This window comes from Chitinophaga sp. G7 BAM 1005 (genome assembly GCF_057126945.1).
The window spans coordinates 5,623,279-5,639,197 of sequence record NZ_CP181478.1; the positions used below are offsets into that span (position 1 = coordinate 5,623,279).

12 protein-coding genes are annotated in these 15,919 nt (G+C 46.3%); 2 read left to right on the forward strand and 10 right to left on the reverse strand.

Going from position 1 to position 15,919, the window contains the following annotated elements; translation table 11 throughout:
- The first annotated feature begins 97 nt into the window (after positions 1-97).
- Entirely contained in the window at positions 98-1,768 is a 1,671-nt protein-coding gene (locus ACMXI2_RS22285; RefSeq protein ID WP_483778267.1) for a T9SS type B sorting domain-containing protein, read from the forward strand.
- Between the two features lie 3 nt (positions 1,769-1,771).
- Here ACMXI2_RS22285 and ACMXI2_RS22290 read toward each other — a convergent pair whose 3' ends face one another.
- The 8 genes from ACMXI2_RS22290 to ACMXI2_RS22325 all read right to left on the reverse strand — a co-directional run bounded on the left by ACMXI2_RS22290 (position 1,772) and on the right by ACMXI2_RS22325 (position 7,646).
- Positions 1,772-2,722, reverse strand: a complete 951-nt coding sequence (locus tag ACMXI2_RS22290) for a hypothetical protein (RefSeq protein WP_483778268.1) — start codon at positions 2,720-2,722, stop codon at positions 1,772-1,774.
- A gap of 132 nt (positions 2,723-2,854) precedes the next feature.
- Positions 2,855-3,394, reverse strand: a complete 540-nt coding sequence (locus ACMXI2_RS22295; RefSeq protein ID WP_483778269.1) for an anti-sigma factor — start codon at positions 3,392-3,394, stop codon at positions 2,855-2,857.
- A 164-nt stretch (positions 3,395-3,558) separates the two neighbouring features.
- Positions 3,559-4,422 (reverse strand): anti-sigma factor domain-containing protein, encoded by an 864-nt coding sequence (locus ACMXI2_RS22300; protein WP_483778270.1) that lies wholly within the window; start codon positions 4,420-4,422, stop codon positions 3,559-3,561.
- A gap of 66 nt (positions 4,423-4,488) precedes the next feature.
- Positions 4,489-4,992: an RNA polymerase sigma factor gene (locus ACMXI2_RS22305; protein ID WP_079470502.1), complete on the reverse strand. Its 504-nt coding sequence runs from the start codon at positions 4,990-4,992 to the stop codon at positions 4,489-4,491.
- 119 nt (positions 4,993-5,111) lie between these two features.
- Positions 5,112-5,690 (reverse strand): peptide deformylase, encoded by a 579-nt coding sequence (gene def / locus ACMXI2_RS22310; RefSeq protein ID WP_420990386.1) that lies wholly within the window; start codon positions 5,688-5,690, stop codon positions 5,112-5,114.
- 102 nt (positions 5,691-5,792) lie between these two features.
- The gene (ruvX, locus tag ACMXI2_RS22315) at positions 5,793-6,206 is read right to left on the reverse strand and encodes a Holliday junction resolvase RuvX (protein ID WP_079470504.1); all 414 of its coding nucleotides are present in this window, start codon (positions 6,204-6,206) and stop codon (positions 5,793-5,795) included.
- A 27-nt stretch (positions 6,207-6,233) separates the two neighbouring features.
- Positions 6,234-7,100: a UbiA-like polyprenyltransferase gene (locus ACMXI2_RS22320; RefSeq protein ID WP_483778271.1), complete on the reverse strand. Its 867-nt coding sequence runs from the start codon at positions 7,098-7,100 to the stop codon at positions 6,234-6,236.
- A gap of 12 nt (positions 7,101-7,112) precedes the next feature.
- Positions 7,113-7,646: an RNA methyltransferase gene (locus ACMXI2_RS22325; RefSeq protein ID WP_483778272.1), complete on the reverse strand. Its 534-nt coding sequence runs from the start codon at positions 7,644-7,646 to the stop codon at positions 7,113-7,115.
- Between the two features lie 46 nt (positions 7,647-7,692).
- Here ACMXI2_RS22325 and mutS point away from each other — a divergent pair, with 46 nt between their 5' ends.
- Positions 7,693-10,302 carry a DNA mismatch repair protein MutS gene (gene mutS / locus ACMXI2_RS22330; protein WP_483778273.1) on the forward strand — a complete coding sequence of 870 codons (2,610 nt, stop codon included), beginning with the start codon at positions 7,693-7,695 and terminating at the stop codon, positions 10,300-10,302.
- Positions 10,303-10,379: 77 nt separating this feature from the next.
- Here the strand turns inward: mutS and ACMXI2_RS22335 are convergent, their stop codons facing one another.
- Together ACMXI2_RS22335 and ACMXI2_RS22340 are read right to left on the reverse strand one after the other, a co-directional pair.
- Positions 10,380-11,957: a SusD/RagB family nutrient-binding outer membrane lipoprotein gene (locus ACMXI2_RS22335; protein ID WP_483778274.1), complete on the reverse strand. Its 1,578-nt coding sequence runs from the start codon at positions 11,955-11,957 to the stop codon at positions 10,380-10,382.
- A gap of 37 nt (positions 11,958-11,994) precedes the next feature.
- A complete protein-coding gene (locus ACMXI2_RS22340; protein WP_483778275.1) occupies positions 11,995-15,276 on the reverse strand; it encodes a SusC/RagA family TonB-linked outer membrane protein in 3,282 nt (1,093 codons plus the stop codon).
- Between the last annotated feature and the right edge of the window lie 643 nt (positions 15,277-15,919).

Consider the following 15,919-nt stretch of genomic DNA (forward strand, 5'->3'; position numbering starts at 1 on the left):
GTCTCCGCTAAAATCATCTTCTTACAAAAATCATATTTATTATTATAAATATTCTACATGTTTAGGTTATCTTAGCGGCAATTACCCATGTCAACGCATGAGAGACCAAATAGCTGTTTTCTGTCGATTCGTATTCCTTATACCGGTTCTGCTGGTATGCTGCCTGTTTAGCAACAAGGCCGGCGCCCAGAACACCCCCTTTGCAGTATCCTCTACCTGTGTAAACGATACCTCTTTTTTCCTGATCATCAATCCCGCCGGTATTGACTCTGTAAAATGGTTTTTTAATGATCCCCCTTCGGGAGATAAAGATTCTTCCAGGAGCATGCAGGCGTATCATATTTATACCAGCACCGGCACCTATACCGATACCCTCATTGCCTGGCGCAACGGTGTTCCGGATACCACTATACAACCCGTTACCATCGTTACCCCCGTGATCTTCGACCTCGGCGATCAGGACATCACCCTGTGTGAAGGCGGCACTATGACATTGCAGGCGCCCATCATTCCCGGCGCTACTTACCTGTGGCAGGACAGCTCCACCAACAGCAGCATCCTCGTGGATACTTCCGCTACCTATAAAGTAAAAATAAATGGCTGCCCGAATCCCGACTCGGTGAATATTTTTTATACGCCTATCCCGGAGATCGACCTCGGCAAAGACCTCATATTATGCACCGGCGAGCATATTGCGCTGGATGCTACTGCGCAGAACTGTACGTATCTGTGGAGTACCGGCAATACAGAACCTACGCAGGATGTTTATACCTCCGGCACTTATCACGTAGACGTATATCCGAAAGGATGCCCCACGGTGTCGGATGATATCACCATTACTTTCACCGGCGCCCCTTATCCTTTCTCACTGGGGCCGGATACCCTGCTGTGTCCCGGGGAAACGATCCGCGTGGCCCCGGCCATCCCCGAAGCCACCAAATGGGAATGGAGTACCGGCGCTACTACACCATCGGTGACTATCCGCAATACTACTAACCTGTGGGCGCTGGTGGAAATCAACAACACCTGCAGCGTAGTAGATACCATCTTTATCAATTATAACCGGTTAAAAAAACTGGACCTCGGCAACGATACCAGCATCTGCAAAGGAAACTTCCTGGTGCTTACCGCCGATTTCGGCAACGGGCAATATCTCTGGCAGGATGGCTCCGACCAGGCCACCTATTATGTAACCAAGCCCGGCTTCTATTATGTGCATGCACAAATAGGCCGCTGCGAATCAATGGACAGCATCTCCGTGAAATTTGAAGATACCCTGCGGGTAAACCTCGGCCCGGATACACTGCTCTGCAGAAATGAAGTATACCAGCTGCGCGCCACCGGCGCCGGTGGCGGCGCCTATAAGTGGCAGGACAGTACCAGCACACCCATGTATACCGTTACCAGGCCCGGGTTTTATGCAATGGTGGCTACCAATAGTTGCGGAACATCTGTTGACTCGGTAGAAGTAAAATATCATGACTGCGAATGCCAGCTATACTTCCCCACCGCCTTTTCTCCTAACGGAGATGGAAGAAATGATTATTTCCGGCCGGTATACCGGTGTCCCATATACGATTATACGCTCAGCATCTATAACCGCTGGGGAGAACGGATTTTTTATACTACCGATCCGCAGGTAGGCTGGAACGGGCGTGTAAACGGTACTTTAGCGGATATTGCTACTTATGTGTGGATAGTGGATTATAAAGAAGTGATCACCCGGTTTGCCGTACATAAAACCGGCACTATTACTTTGGTGAATTAACGATTACTGCGCCCCCGTAAAATTCAGGAACTTAGCGGCAAACACGGCTGTTTCCCTTTTTTTGAAGGGTACGTTCCAGGTGCCGTTATAGGTAACCAGCGCGGGGATCAGGAGGCCATTGTATTTGGTCATCTGCACATTCATCTTCACATTAAAATCAAACAGCATCGTTTTGTAAGACAGGGCATATTTACGGCCAACGATCTCAAAGTTATCTTTATTAAACCAGGTGATCAGCTCGTCGATCACTACGTCTGCCCTGTCGATGCGGCTCAGACCGGGCTTTGTTTTGGCAGTAAACACATAGCAGGAGGTGCCGTCCACATAGTTTTCGGCGGTGATGGAAAAATCGTAATACCGCATTACCTCGCTGTTGAAGATGGCTACTTTGGGTCCTACGATGGGCACGCCACGTATAGGTTTCCCGGGGTTAAAGATCAGTTGTTTCAGCTGCGCCTTATGCCGGGCGAGGCTGCCGCTGGAGCGGTCGGGATCTTCACCTGATTCATCGGTACACACGGTGCCTTTGGTAAAGAAGAGGTTAGCGTATAATTCGGCTGTATAATAATTATAATTCCCTTTACGGGTATAGAAGTTGCCGGTTACTTTTTCGTTAGAAACCTGCATGGTGCGGCATTTCCCTTTCATTTCCTGGTGGGTTTGATTATACAGGGAAGCCTGTACCTGTGCATTTTTGCCAAGTACCTGGATATCGTTGATGGCATCAAAGCCTACGATATGCAGGTTTTTGAATGCGCGGTAAAAGGTGGTGTCATCTTCCACCCTTTTAATAAAGCTGTTAACGTCGAAGCCTATACGCTTTGCAGCTACAATAACTTCATCCAGGTTAACCGTCATTCCTTTATAGCGGGCTGTGTCCTGAGCGTTGAGTTGCAAACATTGTAACAGGCTGAGAGCAATGGTTCCGGCTATACTTTTCCAAAAATGTGACATAGCTGCAATTTAGTAAAAAAGAGCAAAGTGGGCGCCAGGCAAATACTAAAAACAGAAAGCCGTTGCAAGTATCACTTACAACAGCTTTCTGTTTTTCTTTAAAAGGAGATAGAGAAGAACTATCTCTTTTTATCAACCGGGGATTTTTCCGGCCACATACATTTGTTCCATAGTAGGTTGCAGCGCACCACCTTTTTTCTCCAGTGTAACAGCAAACATTTGTGCTTTGCCGGTTACTTTCATTTTCTGGAGGAGGCTGGCTGTATCACCCATTTCGAACACGCCCATATCAACCGGTTTGCCATCTACGATAGCCCAGAGTTGATACTGTTTGTCGGCAGTTGGTTCTGGCAGTTGGTTAACTTTCAGATACACTTCCTGACTTTGCGGGTTCCAGAATACAGTAGCTAATGCTTCAGGGAACGCTTTGGTACCTGGCATCGGCACTTTCAGAACTTTTGGATCCTGGAGAATATCCAGAGATTCCTGCATTTGTTTGCTCTTGGACAAAATGGAGTTCTGGGATACGAGTAAAGACTGGTATTTGTCTTTGTACTCCTTGAATTCCTTGTACCGGTTAAAGTACACATAATTCAAAATAAGGCTTCCCACCAGCAGCACGGCGGCGATGGCGGCAAGCCATTTCCAGGATAGGCTTTTAGTTTCTTGCATGGATACTACTTTTGTTGTTGCAGGTTTTGATGACAAAACGGAACATGATCATCATGTTTTCAGCTTTCACGGATATTTTTCTATAATAGTTATTCGTCTTTGAAAATGGTTAATCGGGGTGCCGGTAAAGGCGATATACTCATTTATGATAAACAAATCCGGCGTTAGTTTGCCAGTTTTGCCGACATGCATACCTGGTCCATACTTGGGTCAGGGCTACCGCCTTTCTTTTCAAGCGTAATGGCGAAGCCCTGGGCAATCGCTACTGCTTTCATTTGTTGTAACAGTTGTGATGCATCGGCGCCGGTGAGAAAAACACCTGCATCCACCAGTTTCTTATTCGCAATGGCCCATAGCTGGAATTGCTTACCGGCGGGAGGTACAGGCATCAGTTGCGCCTGGAGGTATACAGCCTGTGTTTTTGCATTCCATCCTACAGATACCAGGTTGCCAGCATACTTGCCGCCACCGGGAATTTTTGTCCATTTAAAATCGGGGTTATTCAGGGGATCTGCAACCACATTGCCGGGCGTTTCCTTCAAACTGGTCATCGCCTGCTGTTCTTTATCTGCTTCCAGCTTTTCTTTGGTGGCTATCAGCGCCTGGTAGCGGCTTTTATAGTCAGTGGATTTCCGGAAGAAAAAGAAATTCATGAAAACGCTGCCCAGCAGCAAGGCTATGATGGCGGCGGTCAGGTACTTCCAGATCCGGTCATTTGATTTATTTGCCACCGGCAGCTGTTTTAGCGGTGTTTCCCTGGCTGGTTGCTGCGTTTGTTTTTTGGTTTTCCCGTTCACGGGTGTGGGCGTCGGCGCACGCAGTTCATCCGGTAGCAGGTCGTTTCCTTCCTGCGTGTTTTCCTGACGGATAATTTCCATCAGCCGTTCCTTAATGCCGTGAGGAGGCGCTACTGCATACAGCTGCACAAAACGCTCCTTGTCGTGCTGCAATGAATCCACTGCAGCTTTAACATCGGGGTATTGAGATACGGCTGTTTCTACCTCACCTTGTTCTGCTTCCGGTAACATACCGAATACATAGCTTTCAAGGATTCCGGATGATATGTATCGTTGTACATCCACTATTTCTTATAGTTACAATTGTTTTAACAGTGTTCTCAATTGTATGATAGCATTGCGCATGCGGGTTTTCACGGTGCCCAATGGTATTTCAAGGGACCTGGCTATTTCTTCCTGGGTATGTCCTTTGAAGTAAGCCATGTCTATAATAATACGTTGATCTTTTTGAAGCTTTTCAATCACTTTGGTTAAACCAAGATGGTCCACAGATAAGTGTACTGCCAGCTGTGGTTCATACATCAGTGCCACACTGTTTACATCCTGTACGCGCTGTTCCAGTTTATGATTTTTTGAGCGAAGACTGTCGATAGCTGTGTTGCGGGTAATATTGAGCATCCAGGTAAATAACCGGCCTTTTGAGGCATCGTAGCGGTCAATATTCCGCCAGATCTTTACAAATACTTCCTGTAGTACATCTCCCGCTGCGGCTTCTTCTCCTACTACTTTCAGGGCTACGCCATATAAAGCAGGTGAATAATGATCATACAAATAAGTGAATATTTTTTCATCCCTGGCCATAAGGCCCTGAATCAATTCAACTTCAGTGTATGTTAAGGTAGCTCCCAAGTTTGAGGATATGGATGTTATACTTTATGATACCAAAATAACAGGTTTTCTTTACATTACAAAATTATTTCCTATTTAGGGAAAGTCATCTTGTAATCTACTCTTATTTTGCCTTTGGTAATATCTTCGAGCTTACTTTTTAACATTCTGCGCTTCAATGGCTTCAGGTGATCAATGAATAAAACACCATCGATGTGATCATATTCATGGAGGATTACCCGGGCAGTCACACCAGTGAATGTTCTTTCATGCGGGATAAAGTTCTCATCCACATAGCTCAGCGTAACTGTTTCCGCCCTGTTTACATCTTCCCGTACCTTCGGAATACTCAAACATCCTTCATTATATGCCCAGTCTTTCCCGCCGGTTTCCACAATATGCGCGTTAATAAACACTCCTTTCACGCCCTCATCTCCGGGATAATCGTTCTTTTCGTCTTCTTCCAGGTTATGAATAATCTGCTCACTATCTACCACAAACAGCCGGATCGCCTTATTCACCTGCGGGGCGGCAATGCCCACGCCGTTGGAACCATACATGGTTTCCCACATATTGGCAATCAATTCCTTCAGGTTAGGATATTCAGGAGTGATGTCTTCTGCTACTTTTCTCAATACCGGGTGACCGTAAGCTACAATTGGCAAAATCATGTTCAAATACTTGGTTTAATCCGCAAAGATAGACAATTTCGGAGTTAAGCGGAGGTTGTCTTTCTCTGGATTACGCTGATTTTACTGATTTTTTATATGCTATTATATTTTATTACGGAGATATTCCTGTAATATGATAGTAGCGCTGATCTCATCAACGAGGGCCTTATTCCGGCGGTCCATTTTCTTCAGACCGCTGTCGATCATCGTCTGGAAAGCCATTTTGGAGGTAAAACGCTCGTCCACCGTTACAACAGGGATATCCGGGAAGTTCTTTTTAATGATACGGATACATTCCGTAACCAATGCAGTGGCGTCTGTAGCATTGCCATCCAGTCCTTTGGGTTCCCCTATTACAATTGTTTCCACCTGTTCGGCAGCGAAGTATTTTTTCAGGAAAGGGATCAGGTCATGCGTGGCAACGGTGGTAAGCCCGGTGGCAATCATCTGTAAAGGGTCCGTTACGGCCAGTCCCGTTCTCTTTTTTCCGTAATCTATTGCCATCAGGCGGGCCATATCGTAGCTTTTTAGCAGTGTATCGGGTTAATGAAAAACGAGCATATCTGTGATCGCAAAAACAGCGAACACCACGCTCGCAATCCCGTTGGTGGTCATAAACATAATATTGATCTTACTGAGATCATCGGGTTTTACCAGCAGATGCTGCGAAACCAGCATCACCACAAAAACAGCGGCTCCTATCCAGTAGATCCAGTGAAAATGGCCGGTTAAGCCGATCGTTACTACCAGCGCCGCGGCTATTACATGGAGTAATTCGGAAAAACGCAGGGCGCCGGAAAGTCCCAGCCAGGCCGGGATGGAATTCAGCTGCTGCGATTTATCAAAGTCCTCATCCTGCAGGGAGTAAATAATGTCAAATCCGGATACCCAGCACAGCACCAGCAAAGATACCAGTACAGGTAACAGCGCAAAACTGCCGGTTACCGCCAGGTAAGCGCCAATGGGCGCCAGCGACAATCCTACGCCCAGCACCAGGTGGCAAAGGGCGGTAAAACGCTTGGTATAGCTATATCCCAGTACCACCAGCAAAGCTACCGGCGACAGGTAAAAGCACACCGGGTTGATAAACCAGGTGGTAATGATAAACAATATCACATTGGCTATAATAAAAAACAGGGCATTTTTGGGAGATATGATACCGGCCGGTATTTCCCTTTTCGCCGTACGTGGATTGAGCTTGTCGATATCCACATCCAGCCACCGGTTAAACGCCATCGCCGCACTCCGCGCAAACACCATACACAGCACTACCAGCGCAAATGTAACCCAGTTAAAGCTGCCGCCTCCTTTGGTGGTAGCCATAAAAAAGCCGGTGAGCGCAAAAGGCATGGCAAAAATCGTGTGACTGAACTTTACCAGCGATAAATACTTGTTGACCGTAGAAATCATATAATTAGTCCTTTAAGCCTTCTTCAATTTTACAAAGATATCCCAAACCACAATACCGGTGCTCACAGAAATATTTAAGGAATGCTTCATACCCAGCTGGGGAATTTCAATACAACCATCCACCAGCTTCATTACTTCCCCGTCTACCCCGCTTACTTCATTCCCAAAAACCAGCGCCAGCGGCTGATCCGCAGGTGGTACAAAACTGTTCAGCATATAGCTGTTTACCGCCTGCTCAATAGCCATCACCCGGTACCCGGCTGTTTTCAGCTCCTGTACAGCACTCACGGTTGTATCAAAATACTGCCACTCCACCGTTTCGGTAGCGCCCAACGCCGTTTTATTGATATCGCGGTGCGGCGGCACCGGCGTATAGCCGCAAAGAATGATTCCCTGCACCAGGAATGCATCCGCCGTACGGAACACCGACCCCACATTGTGCATGCTGCGTATATTATCCAGTACCAGTACAATAGGCGTTTTATCGGCAGCCCTGAACTCTTCCACCGTTTTACGGCCCAGTTCATCCATGCTTAATTTTCTCATCACCTGCAAAGATAATAGGATGGGATGAGTTTTATATATTTGCGGCATGGCAAAAAGTAAAACGGAAGAAACACCGCTCATGCAGCAACATAAGGCCATCAAGGACAGATACCCTGATGCCGTACTGTTGTTCCGTGTTGGCGATTTTTATGAAACGTTTAATGAGGATGCAGTTATAGCCGCCCGGGTGCTGGGTATTGTTTTAACCAAAAGGGCCAACGGGTCCGCCTCTTATGTTGACCTGGCAGGATTTCCCCACCACTCGTTAGATACTTATCTTCATAAACTGGTTAAAGCAGGTCACCGGGTGGCCGTATGCGACCAGCTGGAAGATCCTAAAACAGTAAAAGGTATTGTCAAACGCGGCGTCACCGAAATGGTCACACCAGGTGTAGCCATCAACGATAAGCTGCTGGAAAACTCCAGCAACAACTTCCTCGCAGCCGTTCACTTTGGTACAGACACCACCGGCGTATCTTTTCTGGATATTTCCACCGGCGAATTTTTTATTGCAGAAGGCAGCACGGAATATGTGGATAAACTCCTCCAGAGCTTCCGCCCGGCAGAAGTACTGTTCGCCAAACAACAACAGAAAAATTTCAAAGCCACTTTCGGCGCCCGTTTCTACACCTATACAATGGATGAGTGGATATTCACCACCACCTATGCGGAAGAAATACTGCTGAAACATTTCCAGACCCATTCCCTGAAAGGATACGGTGTGGAAGGCCTGCCCTCCGCCATTATCGCTGCCGGCGCCACCCTTCACTACCTGAAAGATACCGAGCATCCCAACCTCCAGCATATTACACGCATGCAGCGCATCAGCCAGGACGACTTTCTCTGGATGGACCGTTTCACCGTGCGCAACCTGGAACTGCTCAACAGCAGCGTGGAAAACGGGCATACCCTCCTGAAAGTACTGGACAACACCGTAACCCCGATGGGCGCACGCCTGCTCAAACGCTGGATGGTATTCCCCCTCCGCGATATCAACGCCATCAACGAACGGCTGGATACCGTGGAATACTTTATCAAAGAACCCGATCTCTCCAAATCACTGGTACATCACCTGAAACAAACCGGCGACCTGGAAAGACTGGTATCCAAAATACCACTGAAGAAAATAAATCCACGCGAAGTGTTACAGCTGGCCCGCTCCCTGCAACAGGTACAGGCCGTACAGGCACTCCTGGAAAACAGCAGCAGCGACTACCTCCGGCGGCTAAACGAAAAACTGGACCCCTGCGTTCCCTTACTGGACCGTATTCTCAATGAAATCATGGAAAACCCGCCGGTACTGGTAAACAAAGGCGGCTGCATCAAAGAAGGCGTAAACGCAGAACTGGATGACCTCCGGAACATCGCCAACAAAGGGAAAGACTATCTCCTGCAAATCCAGCAGAAAGAGTCAGAAGCCACCGGTATCCCTTCCCTGAAAATAGCTTTCAACAACGTATTCGGTTATTACCTGGAAGTAACCAACACCCACAAAAACAAAGTGCCCGACCGCTGGATGCGCAAGCAAACACTGGCCAATGCAGAACGCTATATCACCCCCGAACTGAAAGAGTACGAGGAAAAGATTGTAGGAGCAGAAGATAAGATCCAGGTGCTGGAAAGCAAACTGTTCGACGACCTGGTACAAAGCCTCCAGGCGTTTATTAAACCGGTACAGGAAGATGCACAGGTGTTTGCGCGGATCGACTGCCTCCTGTGTTTTGCACACAACGCCCTGCAATACAAATACCGGCGGCCGAATATCACGGAAGGGTTCGATCTTTTGATCAAAGAAGGCCGTCACCCGGTGATTGAAAGGGGGCTGCCTGCCGGCGACACCTACGTTTCCAACGACCTGCAACTGGATAAGGAATCCCAACAGATCATTATCCTTACGGGACCCAACATGTCCGGTAAATCGGCCCTGCTGCGACAAACGGCGCTCATCACCCTGATGTCGCACATGGGTAGCTTTGTACCTGCTACCAGCGCTGATATTGGTCTTACCGACAAAATATTTACCCGTGTAGGCGCCTCCGATAACCTGAGCGGCGGAGAATCTACCTTCATGGTGGAAATGAACGAAACCGCCAGCATCATCAACAGCATTACCCCACGCAGCCTCGTAATACTGGATGAAATAGGCCGCGGTACCAGCACCTACGATGGTATCTCCATTGCCTGGAGCATCGTGGAATACCTCCACGACATGACCACACACCGCCCTAAAACGCTGTTTGCTACTCATTATCATGAACTGAATGAACTGGAAAACAAACACGCGCGGGTAAAGAACTTCCATATCACCAACATGGAATCGGGGAATAAAATTATCTTCCTGCGGAAACTGGCGTCCGGCGGAAGTCGCCACAGCTTTGGTATTCACGTGGCCCGTATGGCCGGCATGCCGCCGGAACTAATCAACAGGGCCAATGAAGTGCTGGCCAATCTTGAAGAAAAACATATCGATGCGCCATTGCAGAAAAATATAAAACAGATCAGCACACCGTCCCAGAAACTACAGCTGAATATATTTGATGCGCATAGTGATGTGTTCCAGCAAATCCGGGAGAAACTGGATACCGTGGATATTAACCGGTTAACACCGGTAGAAGCATTGCTGAAGCTGAGTGAGATAAAGAATATGATCGGGTAGGTTTCTGGTCATCATTATAATAAAAAAACGTCCCGGAAAGTCCGGGACGTTTTTTTATTATACTTGTTCACTGGTCCTTAACGAACGTCCCAGAAAATTTTGATGTTGGCTTTGTCTTTTGACGCTACCTGGGCATAGTTATCCGGATTGTAAATCTGCTCTGTGGATGGGTACAGCAAACGCTGTGGCGGTGTCGTGGAACCGGAAGATGTACCGGTAGCAAAAGGTAATACAGGATAACCTGTACGTCTGACTTCTGTCCATGACTCGCCTGCCTGCAGGATGAAGAAGTTCACCCATTTCTGCGTCCAGATCTTTGCCAGTTTTTGCTGGGAAGTACCGCTGTAGGCAATAGCCGGCTTAGCAACGAAGCTGCTGATAACAGCGCCGGACGGTGTAGGCAGTATAGGCCATACGCCGGAACTGAATACAGCAGATTGGTTAATACTGTAATAAAAATTTACTGATTGAGCAATACCGTTTTCGTAATCTGTTTGCGGTGTACCAATACTCCATCTTTCACCTGCTTCTGCTTTCAGGAAGCTTACTTCAGATGCCGTAAATATTACGCCAGGCACATTGTAGTTATTAAAGAAAGTAGCGGTATCGTAGGTAGCATACCCTAAATTTTCATAATCAGTAGCAGTACCATTTGCCGGGAAACCATGCATACCGTGCTTTGCACCCGCATCCCAATAAACATCTGTACGTGGATCGCCATTGATCGCCATCACGGTATCCAGCAGAAAAGCAGGCGCAAACGGGCTACCCGTCAGGGCGCTTTGCAAGTCGCTTTTTAAAGTAGGCGAACTCATTTTGATCAACACGTTTTGAGAATTGTCACTCACCAGCGGATACTTGGACGGGTTGGTCAGCATAGCTGTTACTGCTGTTTTGGCATTGGCTTCTTTCACATAAGAAGTATGCATCAACAGGCGCAGGCGCAGGGAGTTTGCGTAACGCCTCCAGGCAGTAAGGTCGCCATTCAGCACAAAATCAGCTCTCTGAAAAGCGGCTAACGTTTCAACAGAGATAGTAGCCGTTTCAAAATAACTGTTCAGGTTGTCCAGTCCGGCAATCAGTGTATCATAAACAGCAGCTGCATTATCAAAAGGTGCAGGTATTACCACACGGTCAGTGTTGAGAGAACCAGCCTTGCTGAAAGGAATGTCTCCCCAGAGATCTATCATTTGTGCAGCCTGATCATACAACACCACTTTGGCACAGTTCAGAAAAATCAGTTGATCTGCCTGCTGGGCCGGCGTTAGGTTACTATAAGTAGTTTCCATTTCCCGGTAGTTAGCCATGATACCCGGACCAACATAGTTCAAGTCATTATCATCGCTTTTGCTACCTGCGTAAAAATCTATCCAACGGTTCTCCGTATAAGCCGGAGTAGGAATATACATTTTTATGGATGGCGACAGTGCCGTTGTTTGCGAAAATGCACCAGTGGTAGGCAGTATAAAGGTTGCGTAATCCCAGTAAGACGGGCGCATACGCTTGTTCATGTACATACCGCTGAGCAGTTTGCTCATAGAACCGGTAGTAGTTAACTCCGGGTTCGGGTAGGCGTCTGCAATTTGTTTCTTACAAGAGCTGAAAGTAGCTACCAGCAAGATGAGCAGTGAAGTATTTATTAAAAGGCGTTTCATTTTAATCTGTTAAGTTCGTTTACAAATCAGTATTCTGCTAGAAACGGGCACGCAGGCTGGCTCCCAAACTTCTTGTTGGACCAACGGTACCACCATCAATTCCCTGGCTAAACCATTGAGAACCTACTGCTACTTCCGGATCTAAGCCTTTTGGCAAAGTTTTCCACACATAGAACAGGTTTCTGCCAACCAGTGAGAACTGCAAACCCTGGAAGTGTAATTTTTCAACAATGCTTTTAGGCATGTTATAAGTAAGAGTAACTTCACGAAGCTTGATATAGCTGTTTTTCATTACTGCATTTTCATACAGACCATTGGTTTGCCAATCATACTGATTCATGTAGTATTGTGCAGCAGTAATTACCTTTTCATTCTTCTTACCATCAGCCGTTACGCCTGGTAAAATCACACCATCGTGATGTGCACCATTCGGGTTAGCCACCAGGTTACCGCTGGCATAGTCAATAGCATCGTAAGCAATACCACCGTGAGCAGCATCCCTGTATTGCAGGGTACTGTTAAACATACCTGCACCAATCTGGTAGTAGTAAGGAATAGATACCAGGTCGCCACCTAAACGGTAATCCAGCGTAAAGTCCAGTGTAAAGTTTTTATAGCGGAGCGAGTTGGAGAAACCACCCACTACTTTAGGCATGATGTTACCTGCTAATTCCCATGCGTTAGTATTAGCGGTATAAATACCATCCGCATTTACCAGGTAGTTACCGTTCGCGTCTTTATCACGTGGATGTACATAAATGTTACCCAATGGATCACCTACGTTGGATTGCAGCAACAGGTAACCGCCGTCATAACTCTGCATGGTTAAGGTTGTCATACCATCTCTCAGCGCAGTGAGCTTGTTCTTGTTGATGGCAAAATTAAAGCGGGTAGTCCAGCTGAAATTTTTGGTAGTGATGGGAGAAGCATTGATAGCTGCTTCAAAACCAGAGTTGCTGAGGTCACCTGCGTTCATTATCTGAGAGGTAGCACCGCCAGATGCTGGTGTACTCATAGTCAGGATCTGATCCATGACTTTGTTATTATAGTAACTGAAGTCTACACCAATCTTATTTTTCAGGAACCTTGCCTCGAAACCAAACTCAGTTTCCCTTTTCTTTTCGGATCTCAACTCTTCATTCCCAAAGGCGCTGGGATTGGTTTGCTGATAAGGAATATTATTCTTACTGAGGGTAACGGTGTAAGGATTGTAGGCAACGTTAGCCTGGTACATGTTGGGATGGTTACCCACCAGACCATAAGAGGCTCTGAACTTCGCGTAATCCACAAAAGAAGGCAGCTTCACTACTTCTGACAGAAGGAAACCCGCATTCACAGATGGATAGAAGTACTTGTTATTTTTTACCGGTAAAGTAGAAGTAGACTCATAACGACCGGTTCCTTCCAGGAACAGGAAACCTTTATAAGCCAGGTTCACCATACCAAAACCAGCTACATCGATCTGTTCTGCACGAACTCCTGTTGCATACAAAGGATCAGCAGAGTTGGCCAGACTAAACCAGTTTTCGTCCATCAAACCACCTTTCGTCTGGGTATACTGATTTTTATATTTCTGTTTGCGGCCGGTAACACCACCGGTGAAAGACATATCAAAGTCCTTTGCCACTTTAGGGTTATAGATCAACATCGCATCTCCGTAAAACGAATTGTTATTACGGGTATTCAGCGCATACTGACCGGTATAACCATAAACAGACGGCTTGGTATTGTATTGCTGATCAGAAGTAGTTACGTTGGTGAAATCACCACCTACACGACCTCTGAAACGCAGGCTGTTCAGGATGCTTACATTCAGCGTAGCGCTGTTGATAAAGCGGTTCTGTGTTTCATCATACCTGTTACGCAGGTTATTCCACAGGTAGTCCATCAGGTTGGTAGCCCGGAAACGGTAAGCCATTTTCTCATCCTGATCGTACTGGTTATTATCTGCAGCTACATATTTGTAACCGTTGCTGGTCTGATATTTATTGAAGAACGTACTCATGTCATCGAAGCGGCTGAAGAAGCCATCAAATGAACCGAATATGTTGCTCATCACATTCGCACGGTTGTGAACAAAGGTATTGTTATAAGTAGATATCAGATCTACGCTGACCCTGTCACTTAATTTTAATGTACCGTTGAAGTTAAAGTTGTTTTTATAGAGATTACTTCCCGGCATAATGCTCTTATAATCTACACGATTGTAAGAAAACCGGAAACTACCTTTATCGCTTGCGTTGGAAATAGCCACGTTGGCTGCAGAATTATAACCGTTCTGGAAGAAGTCCTTGTAGTTATCTTTTTGCGCTACATATTTACGGGTAGTGCCATCCCAGTATTTCACGTCACGGCCATCGAATTTTGGCCCGAACTGATCGTACGCTCTGTAATAAGGGTGCATAGCACCATCGGCGTCTGTAATCCAGCCATCGGGTGTAGCGCCTACGGAGATGTTGGTCGAAGGGTCATAACCGGGACCATATTCATTCTGGTAATCCGGTGTAGCAGCCAGTTTCTCCTGGTTGTAAACGTAGTTAACGTCTACATTCAGGCCGCGGCCTTTTGCTCCTTTCTTGGTGGTAATTACCACCACACCGTTAGTGGCTTCAGAACCGTACAACGCAGATGCACTGGCGCCTTTGAGGATCGTCAGTGTTTCAATGTCTTCGGGGTTGATGTCCAGTGCACCATTTCCCTCGATTCTTGAGTTGCTGGTACCGAAGCTGTTGGTAGTAGGATCGTTAAAGTTTCTCAGCGGCACACCATCCACTACATACAGCGGTTGTGTACTCAGGCTCACAGAAGAAACTCCTCTTACCTGTACGGAAACTCCGCTGGCAGCGCCGCCGGGAGCAGCTACAATTTTCACACCGGCAGCTTTACCATACAAGGCAGAAGCAAAGTTGGTGCTTCCGCTTTCGGTAATTTCTTTTGAACTTACGGTGCTGACAGAGTAACCCAGTGCCTTGGCTTCTCTCTTGATACCCATAGCGGTAACCACCACTTCATTCAAATTCTTGTTGTCTTCTTTTAATACAATGTTTACAGCAGACTGTCCATTAACAGCTACTTCCTGGTTGATAAATCCTATGTAGGAAAAAACGAGTGTAGCACCATCTGCTACCTGGATTTTGAAATTTCCATCGGCGCCGGTTGTAGCTCCGTTGGAGGCGTTTTTCTCTTTTACGGTAACACCCGGTAAAGGCGTTCCTTTTGCGTCCTTAACGGTTCCCGCAACAGCTTTCTTATCCTGCGCCCAGGCAGTGATACAGCAGCATAAGAAAAGCAACGTGGTGAGAAGAAGTGATCTTCGCATAGCTTCCTTTTGGTTTAGTGAATTATAACAAGTGAATCAGACACATAAGCAAAAAAACACAGAAGGTCCCGCTACCATTAACCTGCCTGCATTGCACAGGAGCTCTGATGGTAATCACGTGGTTTCCGTTCTTAAATAAATTAAATGGAATTACTCCATTGGCATTAATTGTTATTCTGACACTATAGTAGTAGTAAAACGTTTTAGCAATACCACATAAAAAAAACCTGTACACCGCTTTCACATTTCATTTTCGCTACAAGTTTGGCTGATCAGTCTGAATAACGGTTTCAAACTTAGGGATAATTATGAGAAGTGCAAAGAAGATTTAACAATTTTTTTATTTATCGTTAACAGCTCGTTAAGAAAGAGAAAATAATATTCCATGTGATTAAAATAGCATTAGGAGGTGATCGCCTTCGGCGATTTTAAATTGTCTTGGAACACTGATTACGCTGATTATAATGATTTTTCGGATTTGATCACTTTTGATTTTTTTAAGATCAGGGGAGATAAAAGAGGCACTTTATCTCCTTAATGTAAGCACTCCATCTGCGGGTTTAATCTACCCATTTACTACCCCTGATTTGTCAGGTATTTGTCAGCCAAATATAGATAACCCATAGTTAAGCCATATATAACC